Source organism: Candidatus Nanopelagicales bacterium (genome assembly GCA_041393815.1).
In the GTDB taxonomy this organism is placed as follows: Bacteria; Actinomycetota; Actinomycetes; order S36-B12; family JAWKJK01; genus JAWKJK01.
This window is the reverse complement of record JAWKJK010000002.1, coordinates 21,325-42,483: the sequence shown is the minus strand read 5'-3', so window position 1 is coordinate 42,483 and position 21,159 is coordinate 21,325. Positions and strand designations below refer to the sequence as shown.

The window sequence follows — 21,159 nt, the reverse complement described above, 5'->3', positions numbered from 1 at the left end:
GTGGACCAGGGCGAGTGGGCCGACGCGCTGGCGGCCGCGGTGGCGACCACGGCCGGGGCGGTGGCGTCGGCCGGCGAGTCCGACTGGTCGGCGGCCGCGGGCGACCTCGCGTGGACTTGCCGCGACACCGTGCAGCACGTGGCCAGCGACTTCGTCGGCTACGCCGGCCAGCTCACGGACCCGCGGGAGCGCGGCTACGCGCCCGTCGATGTCGTGCTGGAGGGCGAGCCGGGGTCGGCCGGGCTGGCCGACGTGCTGCGCGCCACCGGCGGGATGCTGGTGTCGGTCGTGCGCACCACCCCGCCCGGGACCCGCAGCTGGCACCCGTACGGGATGGCGGGTCCCTGCGACTTCGCCGCGATGGGGGTCGTCGAGGCGCTGGTCCACACCTACGACCTCGATCGGACGTTGACGCTGGGCCTGGACCCGGACCGCGATCTGTGCGCGCGGGCGCTCGGGCAGCTGTTCCCCGACGTGCCGGCGGGCGACGACGCGTGGGTGGCACTGCTGTGGGCGACCGGCCGGGTCGCCCGCGGCGCCGAAACCCGGCGCGAGGGCTGGCGCTGGGCCAACACCGGACGCTGACGGGGGACGGCACGCCCGGCACCCGGGCTCGGCTCATGACGGTTGGCAGGTGGGGCACCAGTACAGCCAGCGGTTCTGCAGGTCGGCGCTGGCCACCGGGGTGCCGCACACCCAGCAGGGCAGCCCGGCCCGGCGGTAGACGTACACCTCTCCCCCGTGCCGGTCCCGGCGCGGCTCACGTCCCATCGCCTGCGGGGTGTGCTCCTCGCGCACCGTGTCGATCCGGCCGCGCCGCACGCCGTCCCGCATGAGCAGGACCAGGTCCGCCCACAGTTCGTCGAACTCCCCCCGTGAGACGTCCCGACCGGGCCGGTACGGGGAGATGCCGGCCCGGAACAGCGATTCCGCCCGGTAGATGTTGCCGACCCCGGCGAACGCGGACTGGTCCATCAGCAGCGCGCCCACCGGCGCGCGGCTGCGGGACAGCCGGGTCCAGGCTCGCTCGGGGTCGGCGTCCCGGCGGATCGGGTCCGGGCCGACCCGGGCCGCGTGCGCCACCGCCTCGTCCGGGGTGAGCAGGTCGCAGGCGCTGGGCCCGCGCAGGTCGGCGTACGTGGACTCCCCCACCAGCCGCAGCCGCACCTGGCCGACCGGATCGGGCGCGGGGGTGCGGGCGACGGTCCACTTCCCGTACAGCCCGAGGTGGACGTGCACCCAGCCGTCGTCGGCGAACCGGAGGAACAGGTGCTTGCCGTAGGCGTCCGCGCCGAGGAACGCCCGGCCGTCGAGTGCGCGGGCCCCGGCCGCGAACCGGCCCTGGGGGCTGGAGACCGCCAGCGACTCGCCCTTGAAGGCGCGGGTCAGCCGACGGGCGAGCCGATGGACGACATGACCCTCGGGCACCGCGGCCCTCAGCCGGCGCTGCGCGAGCTCGCCTCGTACTCCGCCAGCTCGGCGATCCGGCGCACGTGCCGCTCCCCCTGGCTGAACGGGGTCGCCAGGAAGACGTCCACCAGGTGCAGCGCCGTGTCCTGGTCGTGCATCCGGGCGCCGATGCTCACGACGTTGGCGTCGTTGTGCTCCCGGGCCAGCTGCGCGGTGTCCTCGTTCCACGCCAGCGCGGCCCGCACCCCCTCGACCTTGTTGGCCGCGATCTGCTCGCCGTTGCCGGAACCGCCGATCACGACGCCGAGGCTGCCGGGGTCGGCCACGACCGCCTCCGCGGCGGCGATGCAGAACGCCGGGTAGTCGTCGTCGGGGTCGTACGCCAGCGCCCCGTGGTCGGTCACCTCGTGGCCGGCCGCCCGCAGGTGCTCGGCCAGGGCGGCCTTCAGCTCGAACCCGGCATGGTCGGAACCCAGGTGCACGCGCATGGCGCCCATCCTGGCAGCGCGGGGTGCAGGCTGGGGCGATGGGCGACGATCCGCGCGCGGCCGCAGCGACCCGGGTTGTCGGCGTCGACGGCTACCGCGACGGCTGGGTGGCCGCGCACGTCGGCCCGGATGGCGCGGTGCGCTGGTCGGTCGCGCCCGTCGGTGGGTTCGCGGACCTGGTCGCGCCCTCCGCCGCCGGCCCCTCCCGCGGGCCCGTCGCGATCGGCGTGGACATCCCCGTCGGCGCGCCGGACAGCGGCTGGCGGGCCTGCGACCTGGAGGCGAAGGAGGCCCTGGGCCGAGCGGCGTCCCGGGTGTTCCTGACCCCGCCACGCCCGGTGCTGGCGCTCGGCCCGACGGCGGACAACGCCCGCGCGCAGGCGCTCTCGCGCCGGCTCACCGGCCAGGGGGTCAGCCGCCAGGCGCTGGCGCTGGCCGACCGGATCCGGGACGTGGACGCCGCGCTGCGCGCCCACCCGGTACTCGCGCGGGTGCTGGTCGAGGTGCACCCGGAGCTCTCCTTCGCCGCCATGACCGGCGGCCCGCCGCTGCCATCCAAGCGGACCGCCGTCGGTGTGGCGCAGCGGCTGGACGCGCTCGCCCCCTGGGTCGACGCCATCGCCGCGCTGCGACGCTGCCCGGACCGGGTGCCGGTCGACGACGCGCTGGACGCGCTGGCCGCCGCGTGGTCCGGGGCCCGGTGGGCGGCAGGGACCGCCCGGACGCTGCCGGGCGGCCCGGTCCCGAGGGACGGCACCGGGCTGCCGATGCGGATCGTGGTGTAGTCCGCGGCGCGTGCGAGGATGCGTCGACCCTGAGACCTGGAGGCGTGACGCACGTGTCGGACAACCTCACCCGGGCCGAGACCGCCGCCCGCGCGGCGCTGCTGGACGTGGCCTCGTACGAGGTCACCCTCGACCTCACCACCGGGCCGGAGACGTACCCCAGCGACACCCGGGTCACGTTCACCTGCGCGGAACCGGGCGCGTCGACGTGGATCGACCTGATCGCACCGAGGGTGCGGGCCGTGACGCTCAACGGTCGAGCGCTGGACCCGGCCGAGGTGTTCGACGGCCGCCGGATCCGGCTGGACGACCTGGCCGCCGAGAACTGGCTGCACGTCGAGGCCGACTGCGCCTACATGCGCACCGGCGAGGGCCTGCACCGGTTCGTCGACCCGGTCGACGACGAGGTCTACCTCTACACCCAGTTCGAGACCGCCGACGCGCGCCGGATGTACGCCTGCTTCGAGCAGCCGGACCTCAAGGCCACCTTCCAGCTCACGGTCACCGCACCGGCGTACTGGCAGGTCGTCAGCAACGGCCCCACGCCCGAGCCGGTCGGCGTCCGCGAGGGCGTGGCGCGCTGGGAGTTCGCGCCCACGCCGCGGATGTCCACCTACATCACGGCGCTGGTCGCCGGGCCCTACCACGTCGTGCGCGACCGCTACGAGGGCCCGCACGGGACCTACCCGCTGGGTGTGTTCTGCCGCCGGTCGCTGGCGGAGCACCTCGACGCCGACGAGATCCTCACCGTGACGAAGCAGGGCTTCGCGTTCTTCGAGGACGCGTTCGCGGTGCCGTACCCGTTCGCCAAGTACGACCAGCTGTTCGTGCCGGAGTTCAACGCCGGCGCGATGGAGAACGCCGGCTGCGTGACGATCCTGGAGGACTACGTCTTCCGCTCCCGGGTCACCGACGCCGCGTACGAGCAGCGCGCCAACACGATCCTGCACGAGCTGGCGCACATGTGGTTCGGCGACCTGGTGACCATGTCGTGGTGGGACGACCTGTGGCTGAACGAGTCCTTCGCCGAGTGGGCCGCGCACCACGCCAGCGTCGAGGCCACCCGCTACCGCGACGCCTGGACCACCTTCGCCAACCTGCGCAAGGCCTGGGCCTACCGACAGGACCAGCTGCCGTCGACCCACCCGATCGCCGCCGACATGGTCGACCTCGACGCGGTGAAGGTGAACTTCGACGGGATCACGTACGCCAAGGGTGCGTCCGCGCTGCGACAGCTGGTCGCCTACGTCGGTGAGCAGGAGTTCCTCGCCGGCCTGACCGAGTACTTCCGCAAGTACGCCTGGGGCAACACCCGGCTGACCGACCTGCTCGGCGAGCTGGAGGCCGCGTCCGGCCGCGACCTGAAGGAGTGGGCCGCGGCCTGGCTGCAGACCTCCGGCGTCAACCTGCTCCGCCCCGAGGTGGAGCTCGCCGATGACGGCACCTACGCCGCCGTGCGCATCCACCAGGACCCGCCGACCGTGCCGCCGGGCGTGGCGCCGACGCTGCGGCCGCACCGGATCGCCCTGGGGCTGTACGACCGGGTCGACGGTGCGCTCGTCCGCCGCGACCGGCTCGAGCTGGACGTGCACGGCGCCACCACGGAGGTCCCTCAGCTGGTCGGGGCGGCCGTCCCGGACCTGCTGCTGCTCAACGACGACGACCTCACCTTCGCCAAGACCCGGCTGGACCCGCGGTCGTGGCGGACCGCGATCGACGCGATCGACGAGTTCACGACCCCGCTGCCGCGCGCCCTGGTGTGGGGCGCGGCCTGGGACATGACCCGTGACGCCGAGGCGTCCACCGGCGACTACCTCACCCTGGTGCTGTCCGGCATCGGGCACGAGTCGGACGTCGGCGTCGTCCAGACCGTCCTGCGCCAGCTCAAGACGGCGATCGACCTGTACGCCGCACCCGGGCACCGCGACGGCTACCGGGACCGCTTGGCCGAGGCGCTGGAGGGGCACGCGCGCGCGGCCGCCCCGGGCAGCGACCACCAGCTGGCGTTCCTGCGCGCCTTCGTCTCGGCCGCTCGGACCCCCGAGCAGCTGGCCGTGGTCCGCGGGGTCCTCGCCGGCGACGTCGTGCTCGAGGGACTCGCGGTCGACGCCGACCTGCGCTGGACCCTGCTGCAGCGCCTGGTGGCGACCGGCGCCGCCGGTGTCGACGAGGTCGAGGCCGAGTTGGCCCGCGACGACACCGCGACAGGTCGCCGTCAGGCCGCCCTCGCCCGGGCCGCGGTCCCGACCGAGGCGGCGAAGGACGCCGCCTGGGCGGCGATGGTGGAGTCGGACGAGCTGCCCAACGCGATCCTCGGCGCCACCGTGGCCGGGTTCGTGCAGCCCGACCAGGCCGAGCTGCTGCGGCCCTACCGCGAGCGCTACTTCGACCGGATCGCGGCGGCCTGGGACGAGCGCACCTCGGAGATGGCCCAGACCCTGGCGATCGGGCTGTACCCGGTGCTGCAGGTGGAGCGGGCGACGCTGGACGAGACCGACGCGTTCCTGGCCCGGGACGGCATCAACCCCGCGCTGCGGCGGCTGGTGCTCGAGGGTCGGGACGGGGTGGCCCGGGCGCTGCGCGCCCAGGAGCGGGACGCCGCGTCCGCGTAGGTGCTACCAGGGCTCGTCGGTGTGCAGCACCCGCGGGTGCCGGGCGTGCTCGGCCAGCACGCCGAGGCCGTCCCGCACGCCGCCCGCGAGGTCGCCGGCGGAGAACGACGTCGTCATCGACATCGCCGCCAGCCGGCAGGCCCGGTCGTCCAGCCAGCGCGCGGACTCCGCGCCGGTGACGATCTCGATCCGGCGCCCGGCCGGGTCGATGGCGACCAGGACCGCCCGGGCCGGGTCGTGGAGGGTGGCGTGCAGCTCCTCGGCGGAGGCGCGCCCGTCGGCCAGCGGGCCGAGGTAGACGCTGAACGGCAGCCCGGACTGGCGCTCGGCCAGCGCGACCTGACGCTCGATGTCGGCGCGGTGCGCGGCGCTCAGCTGCTCACCAGCGGGCACTGATCCCACCTCCGGTCGGCTCGTCCTGGTCCGCGTCGCTCCCGCCGGCCCCGGCGGGCAGCGCGGGGCGGTCCGACCCGGCCGCCAGCGCGGCCGGCCCGTGCACCCACACCGGCTCGGCGACGCTCTCCAGCCCGGTCCCGTTGCGGCCGCTGCGGGTCCACGACGGCGCCAGCACCAGCAGGCTGATGACGGCGATGATCGCCAGCGGCACGAGGACGAACAGCCCGAACCCCTGCGCGAGGGTCATCGGGTCGCCCGGCTCGTCGCCGTCGTCGCGCTTGATCGTCTCGGCCAGCGCCGGGAGGGCGGTGGCGGCGAGGACGACGGCGCTGGCCAGGCCCGCGGACACTCCGCGTCGGACCCAGGTGCGCGCCGCCGAACGGGTCGGGGGAACGGGTGACGTCGGCACGGCCTCAGCCTACGGGTGCGGTCACTCGCCGAGCGCGTCGACCAGCCTGCGCAGCAGCGGCTGGGAGGGCAGGTCCTCGACCAGGACCGGCCGGCCGTCGCCGTCGCACAGCGGGATGCGCCAGTTCGGGTACTCCTGGTCGGTCCCGGGCTGGTTCTGCGCGCGCCGGTCACCGACGGCGTCGGGCAGCGACACGCCCAGCAGCACGGACGGGGAGCGCCCCAGCGCCCGGTGCAACGCCACGATCCGGCCCTCGAGCGAGGTGTCGCCCTCCGCCAGCGCGCCCAGGCCGCGCAGCACCCGGTCCCACTCGCCCATCTCCCGCTCGTGGTCGGCGGCCTCCTCCTCGACCGAGTGGGCGAGCAGCCCGAGCTCCCCGCGGATCCGGACGTGCTCCCCGGCCAGGTAGCCCGCGGTCGGAGGCAGGTCGTGCACGGTGACGCTGGCCAGGGTCGACGGCCGCCAGCGGTCTGGCCAGCGGATCGCGCCGTCGTCCTCGCGCTCGAACCACAGCACCGTGGTGCCCAGCACCCCGCGGTCCAGCAGGAACTCCTGCACCCACGGCTCCACCGTGCCCAGGTCCTCCCCCACCACGAACGCCCCGGCGCGGTGCGCCTCCAGGGTGAGGATGCCCACCAGTGCGTCGTGGTCGTAGGTGACGTAGGTGCCGGCGTACGCGGGCATGCCTTCGGGGATCCAGTAGAGCCGGAACAGCCCGAGCACGTGGTCGATCCGGATCCCGCCCGCGTGCCGCAGGATCGTGCGCAGCATGTCCCGGTAGGGCACGAACGCGGCGTCGGCCAGCGCGTCCGGCCGCCACGGCGGCTGGGACCAGTTCTGCCCCATCTGGTTGTACATGTCCGGCGGTGCCCCGACCGACACCCCGGTGGCCAGCACCGACTGCAGCGCCCACGCGTCGGCGCCCTCCGGGTGCACGCCGACCGCGAGGTCGTGCACGATCCCGGCGCGCATGCCGGACGACCGGGCCGCGGTCTGCGTCCAGGACAGCTGCTCGTCCACCAGGAACTGCAGCCAGGCGTAGAAGTCGATCCGGTCACGCAGCCGCACCTGCTCGGCGGCGACCGCCGCCGAGCGCGGGTCGCGCAGTCCCTCCGGCCAGTCCTGCCACACCGTGCCGTGCTCCTCCGCGAGCGCGCACCAGGTCGCGAAGGCCTCCAGCCCGACGCCCTCCCGGGCCCGGAACGCGTCCAACGCGGCTCGGCGGCCCGGCGTGAGCGGGACCCGGCGGATGATCTCCAGGGCCGCCCGCTTGGCCGCCCACACCGAGTCCCGGTCGAGCAGCTCGGCCGACGTCGACAGCGCCCGTACCGGCTCGGCCAGCGCGTCGACCTCGGCCCGCTCGTCGGCGTCGAGGTAGCCGAACTCCGGCACGTCCTCGATCCGCAGGTAGATCGGGTCGGTGAAGCGGCGGGTGGCCGGCAGGTACGGCGAGGGGCTCACCGGCGGGACCGGCGCGGCCGCATGCAGCGGGTTGACCAGCACGTAGCCGGCGCCGAGCTCGTAGCCGCTCCACGCGGCCAGGTCGGCCAGGTCGCACAGGTCACCCAGCCCCCAGGACCGGGCCGACCGCATCGAGTACGCCTGGGTCATGAAGCCCCACAGCCGGCCGCGCTCCAGGGCGGCAGGAGCCAGCCGGCGCGGGGCGACGACCAGGGGACTGCTGGCCTCGCCGTCCTCGGTGCGGGCGACGATCCGGTGCCAGCCCAGCGGCAGGTCGCCGGGCACCCGGAAGGTGGCCTCGCCGACCAGCCGGCCGTCCACCCACTGCGGCTCGACCCAGTGGTCCACCTGCTCCATCGGCACGGTCCCCGCGCCGCCCTCCAGCGCCACGTGCACCTCGGCCCCGGTGCCGTCGGGCAGGTGCACCCAGCACCACGGGGACTCGCCCTCGCGCACCACGAACACCGGCGGCAGCGTCCGCCGCCAGACCCGAAGCCGCAGGTCCTCCAGCGCCGCGCCGATCGACTCAGGCGTCGAGGGATCCACGCCGAGCGCGCGCAGGACCGCCTCCACCGTCTCGGTCGGGACCTCGACGTAGTTGCCGGCCTGGCCCCAGTAGGACGTGGCGACGCCGTACGCCGCCGCCAGCCGGGCCAGCTCCTCGCTCATCGGGGCGCTCACCACAGCGCGGGCCTCCGGTCGTGCCACGGCCGGGCCGCCTCCAGCTGCGCGGCCAGCGAGATCAGGGTCGGTTCGTCGTACGGCCGCCCGACGAGCTGCACGCCGATCGGCAGCCCGTCGGCCGTCCAGTGCAGCGGCAGGGACACCGCCGGCTGGCCGGTCACGTTGTAGACCGACGTGAAGGGCGTGTAGCGCTTCTGCGCCTCGAAGTCGGCGGCCGGGTCGTCCTCGTCGCGCAGCCCGCCGACCGGGGCCGGCGGCTGGGCCAGGGTCGGGGTGAGGACCGCGTCGTAGCCCGCCGTGGCCGTGATCGCGGCACGCGACAGGATCCGCAGCGTCGAGACGGTGTTCGCCAGCAGCATCCCGTCGACGCCGAGCGCCCGCTCCCGCAGCCAGCGGGTCAGCGGCATCAGCTCGTCCTCGCGGGCCGGGTCGACCGGGGTGAGCCGGCCGAGCACCGACCACAGCGCCTCGAACATCGGCACGACGTCGCCGGTGAACGGCGGCGGGACGTCCTCGACCTCGTGGCCGAGCTCGACGAGCAGCGCGGAGGCCTCGTCGTACGCCGCGACGCAGTCGGGGTGGACCTCGGCCCCCGGCACGATCGGATCGCGGTAGCGCCCGATCCGCAGCCGGCCCGGGTCGCGGTCCGCCGCGGCGAGGAACGTCTCGCCGGGAAGCAGCGGCGGTGCCGGGTAGGGATCGTCGGGGAACGCGCCGGCCATCACGTCGAGCAGCGCGGCGGCGTCGCGGACGGTGCGCGCCAGCGGTCCCTGCACCGGGAGCTCTCCCACCGGGTCGCGCAGCGGCCCGTTGCTGACCCGGCCGCGGGCGGTCTTGATGCCGACCAGGCCGGTGACGCTGGCCGGGATGCGGATCGACCCGCCGCCGTCGGAGCCCTGCGCCACCGGGGCCAGGCCGGCCGCGACCGCCGCGGCCGCCCCACCGGACGAGCCGCCCGCGGACCGCTCCAGGTCCCAGGGGGTGCGCGCCGGCGGCGCGACCCGGTTCTCGGTGTAGCAGGGCAGCCCGAACTCCGGGGTGTTGGTCTTGCCCGTGAAGACCAGGCCGCCGGACCGCATCCGCCTCACGACGTGGTCGTCGGCGAACGCGACGAAGTCGTAGGTGGCCGATCCGAGGGTGCAGCGCACCCCGGCGACGAAGTCGAGATCCTTCACGGGGACGACGACGCCGTGCAGGACCGGCAGGTCCGCGGGGTCGGCCGCCTCGCGGACGGCCCGCTCGGCGGCCCGGGCCTGCTCGCGGGCCAGGTCCGGGGTGACGGTGATGAAGGCGCCGACGGTGTCGGCGAGGCGGTCGGTCCGCTCCAGGTAGTGGTCGGTGAGTTCGACCGGGGAGACCTCCCCGGTCCGGATCGCGGCGGCCTGTTCCAGGGCGGTGAGATCGTGCAGTTCGGGCATGGAACGACCCTAGGGGGGTGGGCGCGGACCCGCGCGCGCTACTCGCCCTTCTCGCGACGCTCCCGCTCGCGCCGCTCCTCGTGGCGACGACGGCGGCGCACCAGCAGGCGCACGCCCTCGGACAGGCCGGCGCCGAGCACCATGGCGAACAGCAGCAGCCAGAACGTGGCGATCTGGGCCTCGAAGAAGACGAACTTGACCGTGACCGGCTCGCGGTTGAGCAGCACGAAGATCACGGCGTACAGCGCCAGCAGGCCCCACAGGGTCGGCTTGACGTACTTGCGCCACTCCAGCGGCTCCGGCCGACCGCTGAAGTTCACCGACGGCGCGGAGTCCTTCGGCTGCTCGTCCTCGACGTAGCCCACCTCGGCAGGCTACCGCCGGGGCGGCCGCGGCGGGCCGCCGTAGGGTCTGCTGCCATGACCGACCCGCGTCCCGCGTACCCGGCCGCCGAGCGGCTCGACCTCGTCGACGACCTGCACGGCCGCCCGGTGGCCGACCCCTACCGGTGGCTGGAGGACCCCGACGACCCGCGCACCGGCGACTGGCTGGCCGCGCAGGCCGCGCTGTACGGCGAGCACGAGCAGGGCTGGTCGATGCGGGAGGGGTTCCGGGCCCGGATCGAGCAGCTGCTGGGCTCCGGCTCGGTGTCGCCGCCGTACTGGCGGCGGGACCGCTGCTTCCTCAGCCGCCGGGAGCCGGGCCAGGAGTTCGCGGTGCTGCTCACGGTGGACCCGGACGGGACCGAGCGGGTGCTGCTGGACCCGATGGCGCTCGACCCCTCGGGGCTGACCACCCTGGACGCCTGGCAGCCGTCGAAGGAGGGCGACCTGGTCGCCTACCAGCTGTCCGAGGGCGGCACCGAGGAGTCGGTGCTGCGGGTGCTGGACGCCGCGACGGGGGCGGACGTGGACGGTCCGATCGACCGCTGCCGCTACTCCCCGGTCGCCTGGCTGCCCGGCGGAGAGGCGTTCTACTACGTGCGCCGGCTCCCCCCGGAGGACCTGCCGGAGTCCGAGCAGCAGTTCCACCGCCGGGTCTACCTGCACCGGGTGGGCACCGACCCGGCCGAGGACATCCTCGTGTTCGGGTCCGGGATGACCGCGACCAACTACTACGGGGTGACCGTCGACCGCACCGGCCGCTGGCTGCAGGTCGTGGTCTCCGAGGGGACCGAGCCGCGCAACGACCTGTGGCTGGCCGACCTCACCACCAGTGCCCCGGAGTCCCCGGCGTTCCGGCTGGTGCAGGGCGACGTGGACGCCGAGACCGCCATCGACGTGGCCCGCGACGGCCGGTTCCTGGTGTCCACCGACCTCGACGCGCCGCGCGGACGCCTCACGGTGGCCTCCCCCGACCGGCTGCGGCCGGAGGACTGGACCGACCTCATCGCCGAGGACCCCGAGGCCGTGCTCGACGGGTACGCGGTCCTCGACGGCGAGGGGATGGAGCGCGACCTGCTGCTCGTCGCCTGGACCCGGCACGCCATCAGCGAGCTGACCCTGCACGACGCGGCGACCGGCGAACTGCTGGAGCGGGTCGAGCTGCCCGGCGTGGGGACCATCGGCGGTCCGGTGGACCGGCCCGACGGCGGCCCGGTGGTTTGGCTGGTCTACACCGACAACACCACCGTGCCGCACGTGTACGCCTACGACGGCCGCACCCGCACGCTGACGCTGCACGCCGCGCCCCCCGGGGTGGTGGAGGTCCCGCGGGTCTTCTCGCGCCAGGAGACCTACCGCTCGGCGGACGGCACCGAGGTGCGGCTGTCGCTCATCTCCCCCGCGGACGGCCCGGACCGCCCGCGCCCAACGGTGCTCTACGGCTACGGCGGCTTCGGCATCCCGCTCACCCCGGCCTACTCGGCGACGGTGCTGGCCTGGGTGGAGGCCGGTGGCGTGTGGGCGGTGGCGCACCTGCGCGGTGGCGGCGAGGAGGGCGAGGAGTGGCACCGCGCCGGGATGCTGGGCCACAAGCAGAACGTGTTCGACGACTTCCACGCCGCGGCCGAGCACCTGGTCGCCGCGGGCTGGACCACCGCCGAGCAGCTGGCGGTCAACGGCGGGTCCAACGGCGGCCTGCTCGTCGGCGCCGCGATGACGCAGCGGCCGGACCTGATGAACGCCGTCGTGTGCGCCGCGCCGCTGCTGGACATGGTCCGCTACACCACCTCGGAGCTGGGCCCCACCTGGACCGTCGAGTACGGCGACCCCGACGACCCCGAGCAGCTCGGCTGGCTCCTGGGCTACTCCCCGTACCACCGGGTCGCCGAGGGCACGGACTACCCCGCGACGCTGTTCGTGGTCTTCCCCCACGACACCCGCACCGACCCGATGCACGGCCGCAAGATGTGCGCGGCCGTGCAGCACGCCACGTCCGGCGGCCGGCCGGTGCTGCTGCGCTCGCAGGGTGACGTCGGCCACGGCCAGCGGGCGCTGTCCACCAGCGCCCGGGAGTCGGCGGACATGCTGGCGTTCATGGCGCACTGGACCGGGTTGGAGGCCGAGCAGCCGTGAGCCTGCTCGCCGCGCAGCAGACGACCTGGGAGTCGGTGCTGGAGTGGTTCCTCGGCAACCCGCTGCGGATCCTCATCATCGTCGTCGCCGCCGTCGTCGTGCAGCGGGTCCTCTCGCGCGTGGTGCTGCGGCTGGTGCGGCGCGCCACGGCGCAGGCCCGCAAGCAGCGGCCGGTGCAGGAGAAGCGGGCCGCGCACACCAGCGAGCTGACCGACCTGGTCATGAGCGAGCGGCGGGAGCAGCGGGCGCAGGCCATCGGGCAGCTCGTCCGCAGCGTGATCGCGATCGTGGTGTGGGGCACCGCGGTGCTGATGATCCTGCCGCTGCTCGGTGTCGACATCGCGCCGCTGCTGGCCAGTGCCGGCGTCGTGGGCGTGGCGCTCGGCTTCGGCGCGCAGACCCTGGTGAAGGACTACCTGTCCGGGCTGTTCCTCATCATCGAGGACCAGTTCGGCGTCGGTGACCTGGTCGACCTCGGCCCGGTTGTCGGCACCGTCGAGGAGGTCACCCTGCGGGTCACCCGGGTTCGGGACCTGACCGGCGTGGTCTGGTACGTGCGCAACGGCGAGATCCTGCGGGTCGCCAACCGGTCCCAGGGCTGGACGGTCGCGATCGTCGACGTCCCGGTGGCGTACGACGAGAACCTGGACCGGGTCCGAGAGATCGTCGACGCGGTCGGCCGGGACATGGACGGCGACGAGCAGTACGACGAGATGCTGCTGGGGGCCCCGTCGTACGCCGGCGTGGAGTCGGTCAGCGGCGAGGCCGTGTTCGTCCGGATCACCGCGAAGGCCGCGCCCGACAAGCAGATCCCGGCGGCGCGGGCGATCCGCGAGCGGGTGAAGGCGGCGTTCGACCGCGCCGGCGTCCGCGTCCCGGTGCTCATGCGCGGGATGCCGCCGGGGCCCGGGTCCCCCGGGGGTTCCGGTGCGGGCGGCGGCCAGGGTGCGGGCTGATCGGACCGCGGGCAGACTGACCGGGTGCGCGAGGGACTGCTCTGCCTGGTCACGGGCGCGACCGGCTACGTCGGGGGCCGCCTGGTCCCCCAGCTGATCGCGGCCGGACATCGGGTACGGGTCCTGGCCCGGCACCCGGAGCGGCTGAGGGACCTGCCGTGGGCCGGTGAGGTGGAGATCGTGGCCGGCGACGCCACCGACCCGGACTCCGTCCGGGCCGCGCTGGACGGCGTGGACGTCGCGTACTACCTGCTGCACTCGCTGCAGGAGGGCCCCGAGCTGGAGACCGCGGAGCGCGCCATGGCGCTGACGTTCGGCGCGGCGGCCCGGGACGAGGGCGTCGGGCGGATCGTCTACCTCGGCGGCCTGGCGCCGGACATCCCGCTGGCCAAGATGTCCCGGCACATGCGGTCCCGGGTCGAGGTCGGGCAGATCCTGCGCGCCAGCGGCGTCCCCACCGCCGAGCTGCGCGCCGCGGTCATCATCGGCTCCGGCTCGGCGTCGTTCGAGATGCTGCGGTACCTCACCGAGCGGCTGCCGGCGATGATCACCCCCCGCTGGGTCCGCAACCGGACCCAGCCGATCGCGATCCGCGACGTGCTGCGCTACCTCGTCGCGTGCGCGCAGCTCCCGCCGGAGGTCAACCGAGTCTTCGAGATCGGCGGCCCGCAGGTGCTCACGTTCGACCGGATGATGCAACGCTACGCGGCCGTCGCCGGGCTGCCGAAGCGCCTGATCCTGCCGGTCAACGTCCTGTCCCCCGGCCTGTCCAGCCACTGGGTCGGCCTCATCACCCCGGTCCCCCGCCGCCTGGCGCGGCCGCTGGTGGAGTCGCTGCGGCACGACTCGTACGCGACCGAGCACGACATCGCCGAGTGGATCCCGGACCCGCCCGAGGGGCTGCTGCCCTTCGACCGCGCGGTCGAGCTCGCGCTGCAGCGGGTGGCCGACGCCGACGTCAGCACCCGCTGGTCGTCCGCCTCCTACCCCGGCGCTCCCAGCGACCCGCTGCCCACCGACCCGGACTGGTCCGGCGGGACGCTGTACACCGACGTGCGCGAGGTGGGGACCGACGCCGCCCCGGAGTCGGTGTGGCGCGCGGTCGAGCGGATCGGCGGGGACACCGGGTGGTACTCGGCTCGGCTGCTGTGGGAGATCCGCGGGCTGATGGACCGCGCGGTCGGCGGGGTCGGGCTGCGCCGCGGTCGTCGGGACCCGCAGCACCTCATGGTCGGGGAGTCGGTGGACTTCTGGCGGGTCGAGGAGATCGACCGGCCCCGGCTGCTGCGGCTGCGCGCGGAGATGAAGCTGCCCGGCCTGGCCTGGCTGGAGTTCGAGGTCCGTCCCCGCGGGCCGCGCGGGTCGCTGCTGCGGCAGCGCGCGCTGTTCCGGCCCCGCGGCCTGTTCGGCCACCTGTACTGGTGGTCCGTGGCGCCGTTCCACTCGGTGGTGTTCCCGCCGATGGCCCGCCACGTCGTGGAGAGCGCGGAGCGCGAGGAGCGGACCGGGGCGACAAACGACACCGCGGTCCGGGCGGCGGCCTGACCCGGCAGAATGCCCCGGTGACGTCGCCCCCGGCCCCGCCCACGCCGTACGAGCGCTTCGGTGGGCACGCGTTCTTCACCGCACTGGTCGCCCGCTTCTACCAGGGGGTCGCGACCGACCCGGTGCTGCGGCCGATGTACCCCGAGCAGGACCTCGGCCCGGCCGAGGAGCGGCTGCGGATGTTCCTCGAGCAGTACTGGGGCGGCCCGCACACCTACTCCGATCAACGGGGCCACCCGCGGCTGCGGATGAGGCACGCGCCGTTCCCGGTGACCGAGCAGGCCCGCGACCACTGGCTGGCGCACATGCGGGCCGCCGTGGACGAGCAGCACATGGACCCCGCGGACCGCGAGCAGCTGTGGGAGTACCTCACCATGGCCGCGCACTCCATGATCAACGTGATGCCGACCGACCTCGGCCAGGAAGGGTGACCGTGTCCCCGCTGCCCCCGCGTGGTGAGCGCCCCTGGTGGCGCGACGCCGTCATCTACCAGATCTACCCGCGCTCGTTCGCGGACGCCAACGGCGACGGCATGGGTGACATGGCCGGGATCCGGTCCCGGCTGCCGTACCTGCGCGACCTCGGCGTGGACGCGATCTGGATCAGCCCGTTCTACCGGTCCCCCATGAACGACGCGGGCTACGACGTGGCCGACTACGAGACCGTCGATCCCTCGCTGGGCACGACCGAGGACGCGGAGCTGCTGATCCGGGAGGCGCACGACCTGGGCATCCGGGTCATCTTCGACATCGTCCCCAACCACACCTCCAGCGAGCACCCGTGGTTCCAGGAGGCGCTGCGCACCCCGCCCGGCGAGGGCATGTGGGCGCGCTACCACTGCCTGCCCGGCAGGGGCGAGCACGGCGAGGAGCCGCCGAACGACTGGCGCTGCACGTTCGGCGGCATCGCCTGGACGCAGATCCCCGACGCCGAGGGCAACCCGACCGGCTGGTGGTACCTGCACCTGTTCGACCACACCCAGCCGGACGTCAACTGGGAGAACCCGGACGTGCGCGCGGAGTACGAGCGGGTGCTGCGGCACTGGTTCGACCGGGGCGTGGACGGCTTCCGGATCGACGTCGCGCACGGGCTGGTGAAGGCTCCCGGTTACCCGCCCTCCGGCGAGACCGAGGACAACATCATGGGCGTGATGGGCGAGATCCCCGAGCAGCCGCAGTGGGACCAGCCCGGCGTGCACGAGGTGTTCCGGGAGTGGCGGGCGGTGGCCGACTCCTACGACCCGCCCAAGGTCTTCGTCGGCGAGGTGTGGGTCGGCAGCCCGGAGCGGCTGGCCCGCTACCTGCGCCCCGACGAGCTGCACACCGCGTTCAACTTCGACTACCTGAAGACCCCCTGGTGGTCCGACGGCATGCGGCAGGTGATCGACAGCACCACCGAGTCCGCCGGGCTGGTGGGGGCGCCGTGCACCTGGGTGCTGTCCAACCACGACGTCTGGCGGCACGCGACCCGGCTGGCTCCGATCGACCAGGATGGCGTGATCGACGCCGAGCGCGGGCTGGCCCGGGCCCGCGCGGGCACGCTGTTCATGCTCGCCCTGCCGGGCTCGGCGTACGTCTACCAGGGCGAGGAGCTCGGGCTGCCGGAGGTGCTCGACATCCCCGCCGAGGACCGGCAGGACCCGGTGTTCTTCCGCACCGGCGGGGTCGCGCTGGGCCGCGACGGCTGCCGGGTCCCGCTGCCGTGGTCGGGGACCGAGCCCTCGTACGGCTTCGGCCCGGGCCCGCTGTCCTGGCTGCCGCAGCCGCCGATCTGGGCCGACCTCAGCGTCGAACGGCAGACCGGCGACCCGGGGTCGACGCTCGAGCTGTACCGGACCGCGCTGGCCGTCCGACGGGCCGAGCCCGCCCTGGGCGACGGCGACTGGTCCTGGCGGGAGCTGAAGCACCCGCACGGCCGGCACCTGCTCGCGGTGGAGCGGCCGGCCCGCGACGGCGGCGGCGGCGTGCTGGCCGTGGTCAACGTCGGCAAGGACGTGGCGACGCTGCCCGCGTCGTGGGGCACCGAGGTCCTCGTCGCCTCCGGCGACGGGGTCGCGGTGGTCACCTCCGGCGATGCGGAGGACGAGGGCCTGGCGGCCGTGGCACTGGCCCCCGAGACGGCGGTGTGGCTGCGGGCCTGAGCGGGGCCGGCGTCGGTCGACGACGCGGTCAGCGCACGACGCTGAGCGACAGCCGCGCGTGCGCGCCGTCGCGGTGGTGGAACACCTGGCCGCGGCGGGTGGACAGCCGCTTCCAACTGCCGCAGGTCGACGCGGCGATCCGAGCCGGCTCGTCGGCGACCAGGCCCAGCAGCCGGGCGGTGTGCAGCACCCGGACGGGCAGCCCACCCCATACCGACCGGTCCCAGATCCGTTCCGCCAGTGCCGTCTGCGCGCCGGCGTCCAGGCCGGCGGAGTCGCGGCGGAACTCGTCCACGGCGCGCTGCACCAGGGGCAGCACGTCCCGGGCCACCCCGGTCACCGGGGGCTGCCAGCCGTCCCACGGCGGCAGCATGGCCAGCGCGGAGTACATCCCGTCGGTGGCGGGGACCGGGACGTGCGCCTGCGAGCCCGGGCCGCGCGCGTGCGCCAGCGATTCGCGCAGCCGCAGGGCGGGGACGACCCGGTCCCACGGGTCGGCGTCCTCCCCCGGCCAGGTCCCCAGCGCGCGGATCTGGGTCGCGCCCGGCACCTCCGGCGGTGGCGCCGCCAGCGGGACGGCGACGAACGCCAGGCACCCGGTCGGTGGCGCGGTGAAGACCCCCAGCGACGACCCCCGCACCCGGATGCGCGCCACCGCGCGGGAGTCCCAGCGGCAGACGCGGTCCAGGTGGGCGGTGAGGAAGGCCACCTCGTCGCGTCCGAGCACGAGCTCGCCTGCGGGATGGCCGTTCACGGCGCCGACGCTACCGGCGTCACGCCCGGACCGCGCGTCGAGAAGCACCGACCACGGGCCGGAAGCGCTGCGGCGCAGGGGCTCAGGCGTCGTCCGGCTCGATGACCGCCTCGAGCACCGCGCGCACCGGCGCCGGGATCGGGGCGGACCCACCGGTCGCCGGGTCGAAGAACACCTGCACCGTGCGGGCCCGCGCCGCCACGGTGCCGTCGTCGTCGAGGACGAGGTAGCGCACCTCGTACGACGACCGCCCCACCCGGCTGACCCAGGTGTCCACGACGACGGGCTCGGCCTTGAGGAGCAGCGGGTGCAGGTAGTCGATCTCGGTGCGGGCGACCACCTGCGTCATCGGGTCCGCGCCGCCGACCCGGTCCGCGACGCGGCGAAGCAGGCGGACGCGCGCCTCCTCCAGGTAGACCAGGTAGGTCACGTTGTTGACGTGGCCGAGCACGTCGAGGTCGGAGAACCGACGCTCGACCGCGACCGGGTAGCGCGCCATGTGGTGGGTGCCCGCGCCCGTCAGTCGCGGGTGAGCTTGCGGTAGGTGGCCCGGTGCGGGCGCGCCGCGTCCGGCCCGAGCCGCTCGACCTTGTTCTTCTCGTACGACTCGAAGTTGCCCTCGAACCAGAACCACTGGCTGTCGCCCTCGTAGGCGAGGATGTGCGTGGCGATCCGGTCCAGGAACCAGCGGTCGTGCGACGTGATGACCGCGCAGCCGGGGAACTCCAGCAGCGCGTTCTCCAGCGAGCCGAGCGTCTCCACGTCGAGGTCGTTGGTGGGCTCGTCCAGCAGCAGCAGGTTTCCGCCCATCTTCAGCGTGAGCGCGAGGTTGAGCCGGTTGCGCTCCCCGCCGGACAGCACGCCCGCGGGCTTCTGCTGGTCCGGGCCCTTGAAGCCGAAGGCACTGACGTAGGCGCGGGACGGCATCTCCACGTGGCCGACCTTGATCCAGTCCAGCCCGTCGGACACGACCTCCCAGACGTTCTTGGACCCGTCGATGCCGGCGCGGGACTGGTCGACGTACGACAGCGTCACGGTGTCGCCGACGCGCAGGTCGCCGGCCGTGGGCAGCACGTCCTTGTCGTCCGAACCGCCCTCGGCGGCCGCGACGATCATCTTGAACAGCGTGGTCTTGCCGACGCCGTTGGGGCCGATGATGCCGACGATCCCGTTGCGCGGCAGCGTGAACGACAGGTCGTCGATGAGCAGGCGGTCCCCGAAGCCCTTGGTCAGCCCGGTGGCCTCCACGACGACGTTGCCCAGCCGCGGGCCCGGCGGGATCTGGATCTCCTCGAAGTCGAGCTTGCGGGTCTTCTCCGCCTCCGCGGCCATCTCCTCGTAGCGGTCGAGGCGGGCGCGGCTCTTGGTCTGCCGGGCCTTGGCGTTGGAGCGCACCCACTCCAGCTCGTCGGTGAGGCGCTTCTTCAGCTTGGCGTCCTTCTGCCCCTCGACCTTCAGCCGCTGCGCCTTCTTCTCCAGGTAGGTGGAGTAGTTGCCCTCGTAGGGGTAGGCGCGGCCGCGGTCGAGCTCGAGGATCCACTCCGCCACGTTGTCGAGGAAGTAGCGGTCGTGGGTGATGGCGACGACGGTGCCGGGGTACTTCTCCAGGTGCGTCTCCAGCCACTGCACGCTCTCGGCGTCAAGGTGGTTGGTCGGCTCGTCGAGCAGGAGCAGGTCGGGCTGCTGCAGGAGGAGCTTGCACAGCGCGACCCGGCGCTTCTCGCCGCCGGACAGCACCGAGACGTCAGCGTCGCCGGGCGGGCAGCGCAGCGCGTCCATCGCCTGCTCGAGCTGGGCGTCGAGGTCCCAGGCGTTGCGGTGGTCGATGTCCTCCTGGAGCTTGCCCATCTCGGCCAGCAGCGCGTCGTAGTCGGCGTCGGGGTCGGCGAGGGCGGCGGAGATCTCGTTGAAGCGGTCGACCATGGCCTTGGTCTCGGCCACGCCCTCCTCGACGTTCTCCAGCACGGTCTTGGTCTCGTCGAGCTGGGGCTCCTGCATGAGGATGCCGACGGAGTAGCCCGGCGACAGGGTGGCGTCGCCGTTGGAGACGTGGTCGACGCCGGCCATGATCTTGATCAGGCTGGACTTGCCGGCCCCGTTGGGACCCACGACGCCGATCTTGGCGCCGGGCAGGAAGGCCAGCGTGACGTCGTCGAGGACGACCTTGTCGCCATGGGCCTTGCGGGCCTTGCGCAGGGTGTAGATGAACTCCGCCATGGGGGTGGAGCCTAGTCGCCGGGCGGGGGTGGGCCTGACCACGTAGGTTTCGTGCCCATGGGCGGCAGGCTGGTTCTCATCGGGTCCGGGGAGACCGCGCCCACGATGGTGCGGCTGCACCGCCGGGTGCTGGCGGAGGCGGGTGACGGTCCGGCGGTGCTGCTGGACACCCCGTTCGGGTTCCAGGTCAACGCCGACGACCTGGTGGAGAAGACCCTGGGGTACTTCGCGGAGAGCGTCGGACGGACCGTGTCGCTGGCCTCGTGGCGGCGGGCGGCGGCGCCGACGGTGGAGCGCGAGCGGTGCCTGGCGCTGCTGCACGACGCGGCGTGGGCGTTCGCCGGGCCCGGGAGCCCGTCGTACGCGCTGCGGCAGTGGCGGGAGACTCCCGTGCCGGCCGCGCTGGCGGACGTGGCGCTGCGCGGGGGGACCGTGTGCCTGGGGTCCGCGGCCGCGGTGCTGGCGGGCACGCACGCGATCCCGGTGTACGAGATCTACAAGGCCGGGGCGGACCCCTACTGGCTCGAGGGGGTGGACCTGCTCGGTGCCCTGGTCGGGGTGTCCGCGGCGGTGATCCCGCACTACGACAACAACGAGGGCGGGCACTACGACACCCGGTTCTGCTACCTCGGGGAGCAGCGGCTGGAGTTCCTGGAGTCCGCGTTGCCCGCGGGCACCGGGGTGCTGGGTGTGGACGAGCACACCGCGGTGGTGTTCGACCTGGACGCGGGCACCGCGAGGGTGTCGGGGTCCGGCGTGCTGACGGCGCGGGCCGGCGGGGTGTCGCACCGGTTCGCCGACGGCGCGGTGCTGGCCGTGGCGGAGCTGGCGGCGCTGCTGCGCGGCGACCTCGGGTCGCTGGACGGCGAGCTGGCGCCGGCGTCGGCTGCGACCTCGACGCCGGGGGCGGCGTCGGCGGACGGCCCGGATGGCGGCGACGGTGGGTCCGGCGTGGTGCCCCACGCGCAGGTGGTGTCGCTGCGGTCGGTCGCGGCCGACGCGAAGGCGGCGTTCGACGCGGCGCTGGCGGCGCGGGACGTGGACTCGGCCGTCGCCGCCGTGCTGGACCTGGAGCAGGCGCTGGTCGACTGGTCCGCCGACACCCAGCAGGGCGACGACGACCGCGCCCGCCGGGTGCTGCGGGCGATGATCGTGCGGCTGGGCGAGGTGGCCCGCACCGGCGCGCGCGACCCGCGGGACGTGGTGGGTCCGTACCTCGCGGTGCTCATGGAGGTCCGCGACGGCGCCCGGGCGCGCCGCGACTTCGCCACCTCGGACCTGGTGCGCGACCGGCTGGCCGAGGTGGGCGTGGAGGTACGGGACACGCCCGACGGCAGCGTGTGGGTGCTCGGCGGGGAGTGAACCCGC

The 21,159-nt window shown here is 74.3% G+C and carries 19 protein-coding genes; 9 read left to right on the top strand and 10 right to left on the bottom strand.

Annotation, left to right across the window (positions count from 1 at the left end; all coding sequences use genetic code 11):
- The gene (locus R2737_05660) at window positions 1-585 is read left to right on the top strand and encodes a maleylpyruvate isomerase N-terminal domain-containing protein (GenBank protein ID MEZ5115739.1); all 585 of its coding nucleotides are present in this window, start codon (window positions 1-3) and stop codon (window positions 583-585) included.
- Window positions 586-618: 33 nt separating this feature from the next.
- Here the strand turns inward: R2737_05660 and R2737_05655 are convergent, their stop codons facing one another.
- Both R2737_05655 and R2737_05650 read right to left on the bottom strand, forming a co-directional pair.
- Window positions 619-1,428 carry a DNA-formamidopyrimidine glycosylase family protein gene (locus tag R2737_05655; protein ID MEZ5115738.1) on the bottom strand — a complete coding sequence of 270 codons (810 nt, stop codon included), beginning with the start codon at window positions 1,426-1,428 and terminating at the stop codon, window positions 619-621.
- Window positions 1,429-1,436: 8 nt separating this feature from the next.
- Complete coding sequence (locus R2737_05650) at window positions 1,437-1,898, bottom strand: ribose-5-phosphate isomerase (protein MEZ5115737.1); 462 nt, start codon at window positions 1,896-1,898, stop codon at window positions 1,437-1,439.
- A gap of 38 nt (window positions 1,899-1,936) precedes the next feature.
- Here R2737_05650 and R2737_05645 point away from each other — a divergent pair, with 38 nt between their 5' ends.
- Both R2737_05645 and pepN read left to right on the top strand, forming a co-directional pair.
- On the top strand, window positions 1,937-2,683 hold the full coding sequence (locus R2737_05645; protein MEZ5115736.1) for a DUF429 domain-containing protein: 747 nt from the start codon (window positions 1,937-1,939) through the stop codon (window positions 2,681-2,683).
- 44 nt (window positions 2,684-2,727) lie between these two features.
- Complete coding sequence (pepN, locus tag R2737_05640) at window positions 2,728-5,295, top strand: aminopeptidase N (GenBank protein ID MEZ5115735.1); 2,568 nt, start codon at window positions 2,728-2,730, stop codon at window positions 5,293-5,295.
- A 3-nt stretch (window positions 5,296-5,298) separates the two neighbouring features.
- Here pepN and R2737_05635 read toward each other — a convergent pair whose 3' ends face one another.
- Genes R2737_05635 through R2737_05615 form a run of 5 tightly spaced genes read right to left on the bottom strand, consistent with a single transcriptional unit; the run spans window position 5,299 to window position 10,028 of the window.
- Complete coding sequence (locus R2737_05635) at window positions 5,299-5,688, bottom strand: DUF5130 family protein (protein MEZ5115734.1); 390 nt, start codon at window positions 5,686-5,688, stop codon at window positions 5,299-5,301.
- Entirely contained in the window at window positions 5,675-6,100 is a 426-nt protein-coding gene (locus R2737_05630; protein ID MEZ5115733.1) for a hypothetical protein, read from the bottom strand. The genes R2737_05635 and R2737_05630 overlap by 14 nt, the downstream gene beginning before the upstream one ends.
- Before the next feature lie 21 nt (window positions 6,101-6,121).
- Window positions 6,122-8,269, bottom strand: a complete 2,148-nt coding sequence (gene malQ, locus R2737_05625; GenBank protein ID MEZ5115732.1) for a 4-alpha-glucanotransferase — start codon at window positions 8,267-8,269, stop codon at window positions 6,122-6,124.
- The gene (locus tag R2737_05620; GenBank protein ID MEZ5115731.1) at window positions 8,239-9,663 is read right to left on the bottom strand and encodes an amidase; all 1,425 of its coding nucleotides are present in this window, start codon (window positions 9,661-9,663) and stop codon (window positions 8,239-8,241) included. Before R2737_05620 ends, malQ begins: the two co-directional genes overlap by 31 nt.
- A 38-nt stretch (window positions 9,664-9,701) precedes the next feature.
- The gene (locus R2737_05615; protein MEZ5115730.1) at window positions 9,702-10,028 is read right to left on the bottom strand and encodes a LapA family protein; all 327 of its coding nucleotides are present in this window, start codon (window positions 10,026-10,028) and stop codon (window positions 9,702-9,704) included.
- A gap of 54 nt (window positions 10,029-10,082) precedes the next feature.
- Between R2737_05615 and R2737_05610 the strand changes: the two genes are divergently transcribed.
- The 5 genes from R2737_05610 to R2737_05590 are packed head-to-tail and all read left to right on the top strand — an operon-like array spanning window position 10,083 to window position 16,820.
- Window positions 10,083-12,179: a prolyl oligopeptidase family serine peptidase gene (locus R2737_05610; GenBank protein ID MEZ5115729.1), complete on the top strand. Its 2,097-nt coding sequence runs from the start codon at window positions 10,083-10,085 to the stop codon at window positions 12,177-12,179.
- The gene (locus R2737_05605; protein ID MEZ5115728.1) at window positions 12,176-13,135 is read left to right on the top strand and encodes a mechanosensitive ion channel family protein; all 960 of its coding nucleotides are present in this window, start codon (window positions 12,176-12,178) and stop codon (window positions 13,133-13,135) included. Before R2737_05610 ends, R2737_05605 begins: the two co-directional genes overlap by 4 nt.
- A gap of 24 nt (window positions 13,136-13,159) precedes the next feature.
- Window positions 13,160-14,680 (top strand): SDR family oxidoreductase, encoded by a 1,521-nt coding sequence (locus R2737_05600; protein MEZ5115727.1) that lies wholly within the window; start codon window positions 13,160-13,162, stop codon window positions 14,678-14,680.
- 17 nt (window positions 14,681-14,697) lie between these two features.
- Window positions 14,698-15,111, top strand: a complete 414-nt coding sequence (locus R2737_05595; protein ID MEZ5115726.1) for a globin — start codon at window positions 14,698-14,700, stop codon at window positions 15,109-15,111.
- A 2-nt stretch (window positions 15,112-15,113) separates the two neighbouring features.
- A complete protein-coding gene (locus R2737_05590) occupies window positions 15,114-16,820 on the top strand; it encodes a glycoside hydrolase family 13 protein (GenBank protein MEZ5115725.1) in 1,707 nt (568 codons plus the stop codon).
- Window positions 16,821-16,848: 28 nt separating this feature from the next.
- Here R2737_05590 and R2737_05585 read toward each other — a convergent pair whose 3' ends face one another.
- From R2737_05585 to ettA, 3 genes are all read right to left on the bottom strand, one after another.
- The gene (locus R2737_05585; protein MEZ5115724.1) at window positions 16,849-17,574 is read right to left on the bottom strand and encodes a hypothetical protein; all 726 of its coding nucleotides are present in this window, start codon (window positions 17,572-17,574) and stop codon (window positions 16,849-16,851) included.
- Window positions 17,575-17,656: 82 nt separating this feature from the next.
- Complete coding sequence (locus R2737_05580) at window positions 17,657-18,073, bottom strand: thioesterase family protein (GenBank protein MEZ5115723.1); 417 nt, start codon at window positions 18,071-18,073, stop codon at window positions 17,657-17,659.
- Window positions 18,074-18,093: 20 nt separating this feature from the next.
- On the bottom strand, window positions 18,094-19,791 hold the full coding sequence (gene ettA, locus R2737_05575; protein ID MEZ5115722.1) for an energy-dependent translational throttle protein EttA: 1,698 nt from the start codon (window positions 19,789-19,791) through the stop codon (window positions 18,094-18,096).
- 57 nt (window positions 19,792-19,848) lie between these two features.
- On the opposite strand from ettA, the gene R2737_05570 reads away from it, so the two are divergent.
- Window positions 19,849-21,153 carry a hypothetical protein gene (locus R2737_05570; GenBank protein ID MEZ5115721.1) on the top strand — a complete coding sequence of 435 codons (1,305 nt, stop codon included), beginning with the start codon at window positions 19,849-19,851 and terminating at the stop codon, window positions 21,151-21,153.
- Window positions 21,154-21,159 lie beyond the last annotated feature (6 nt).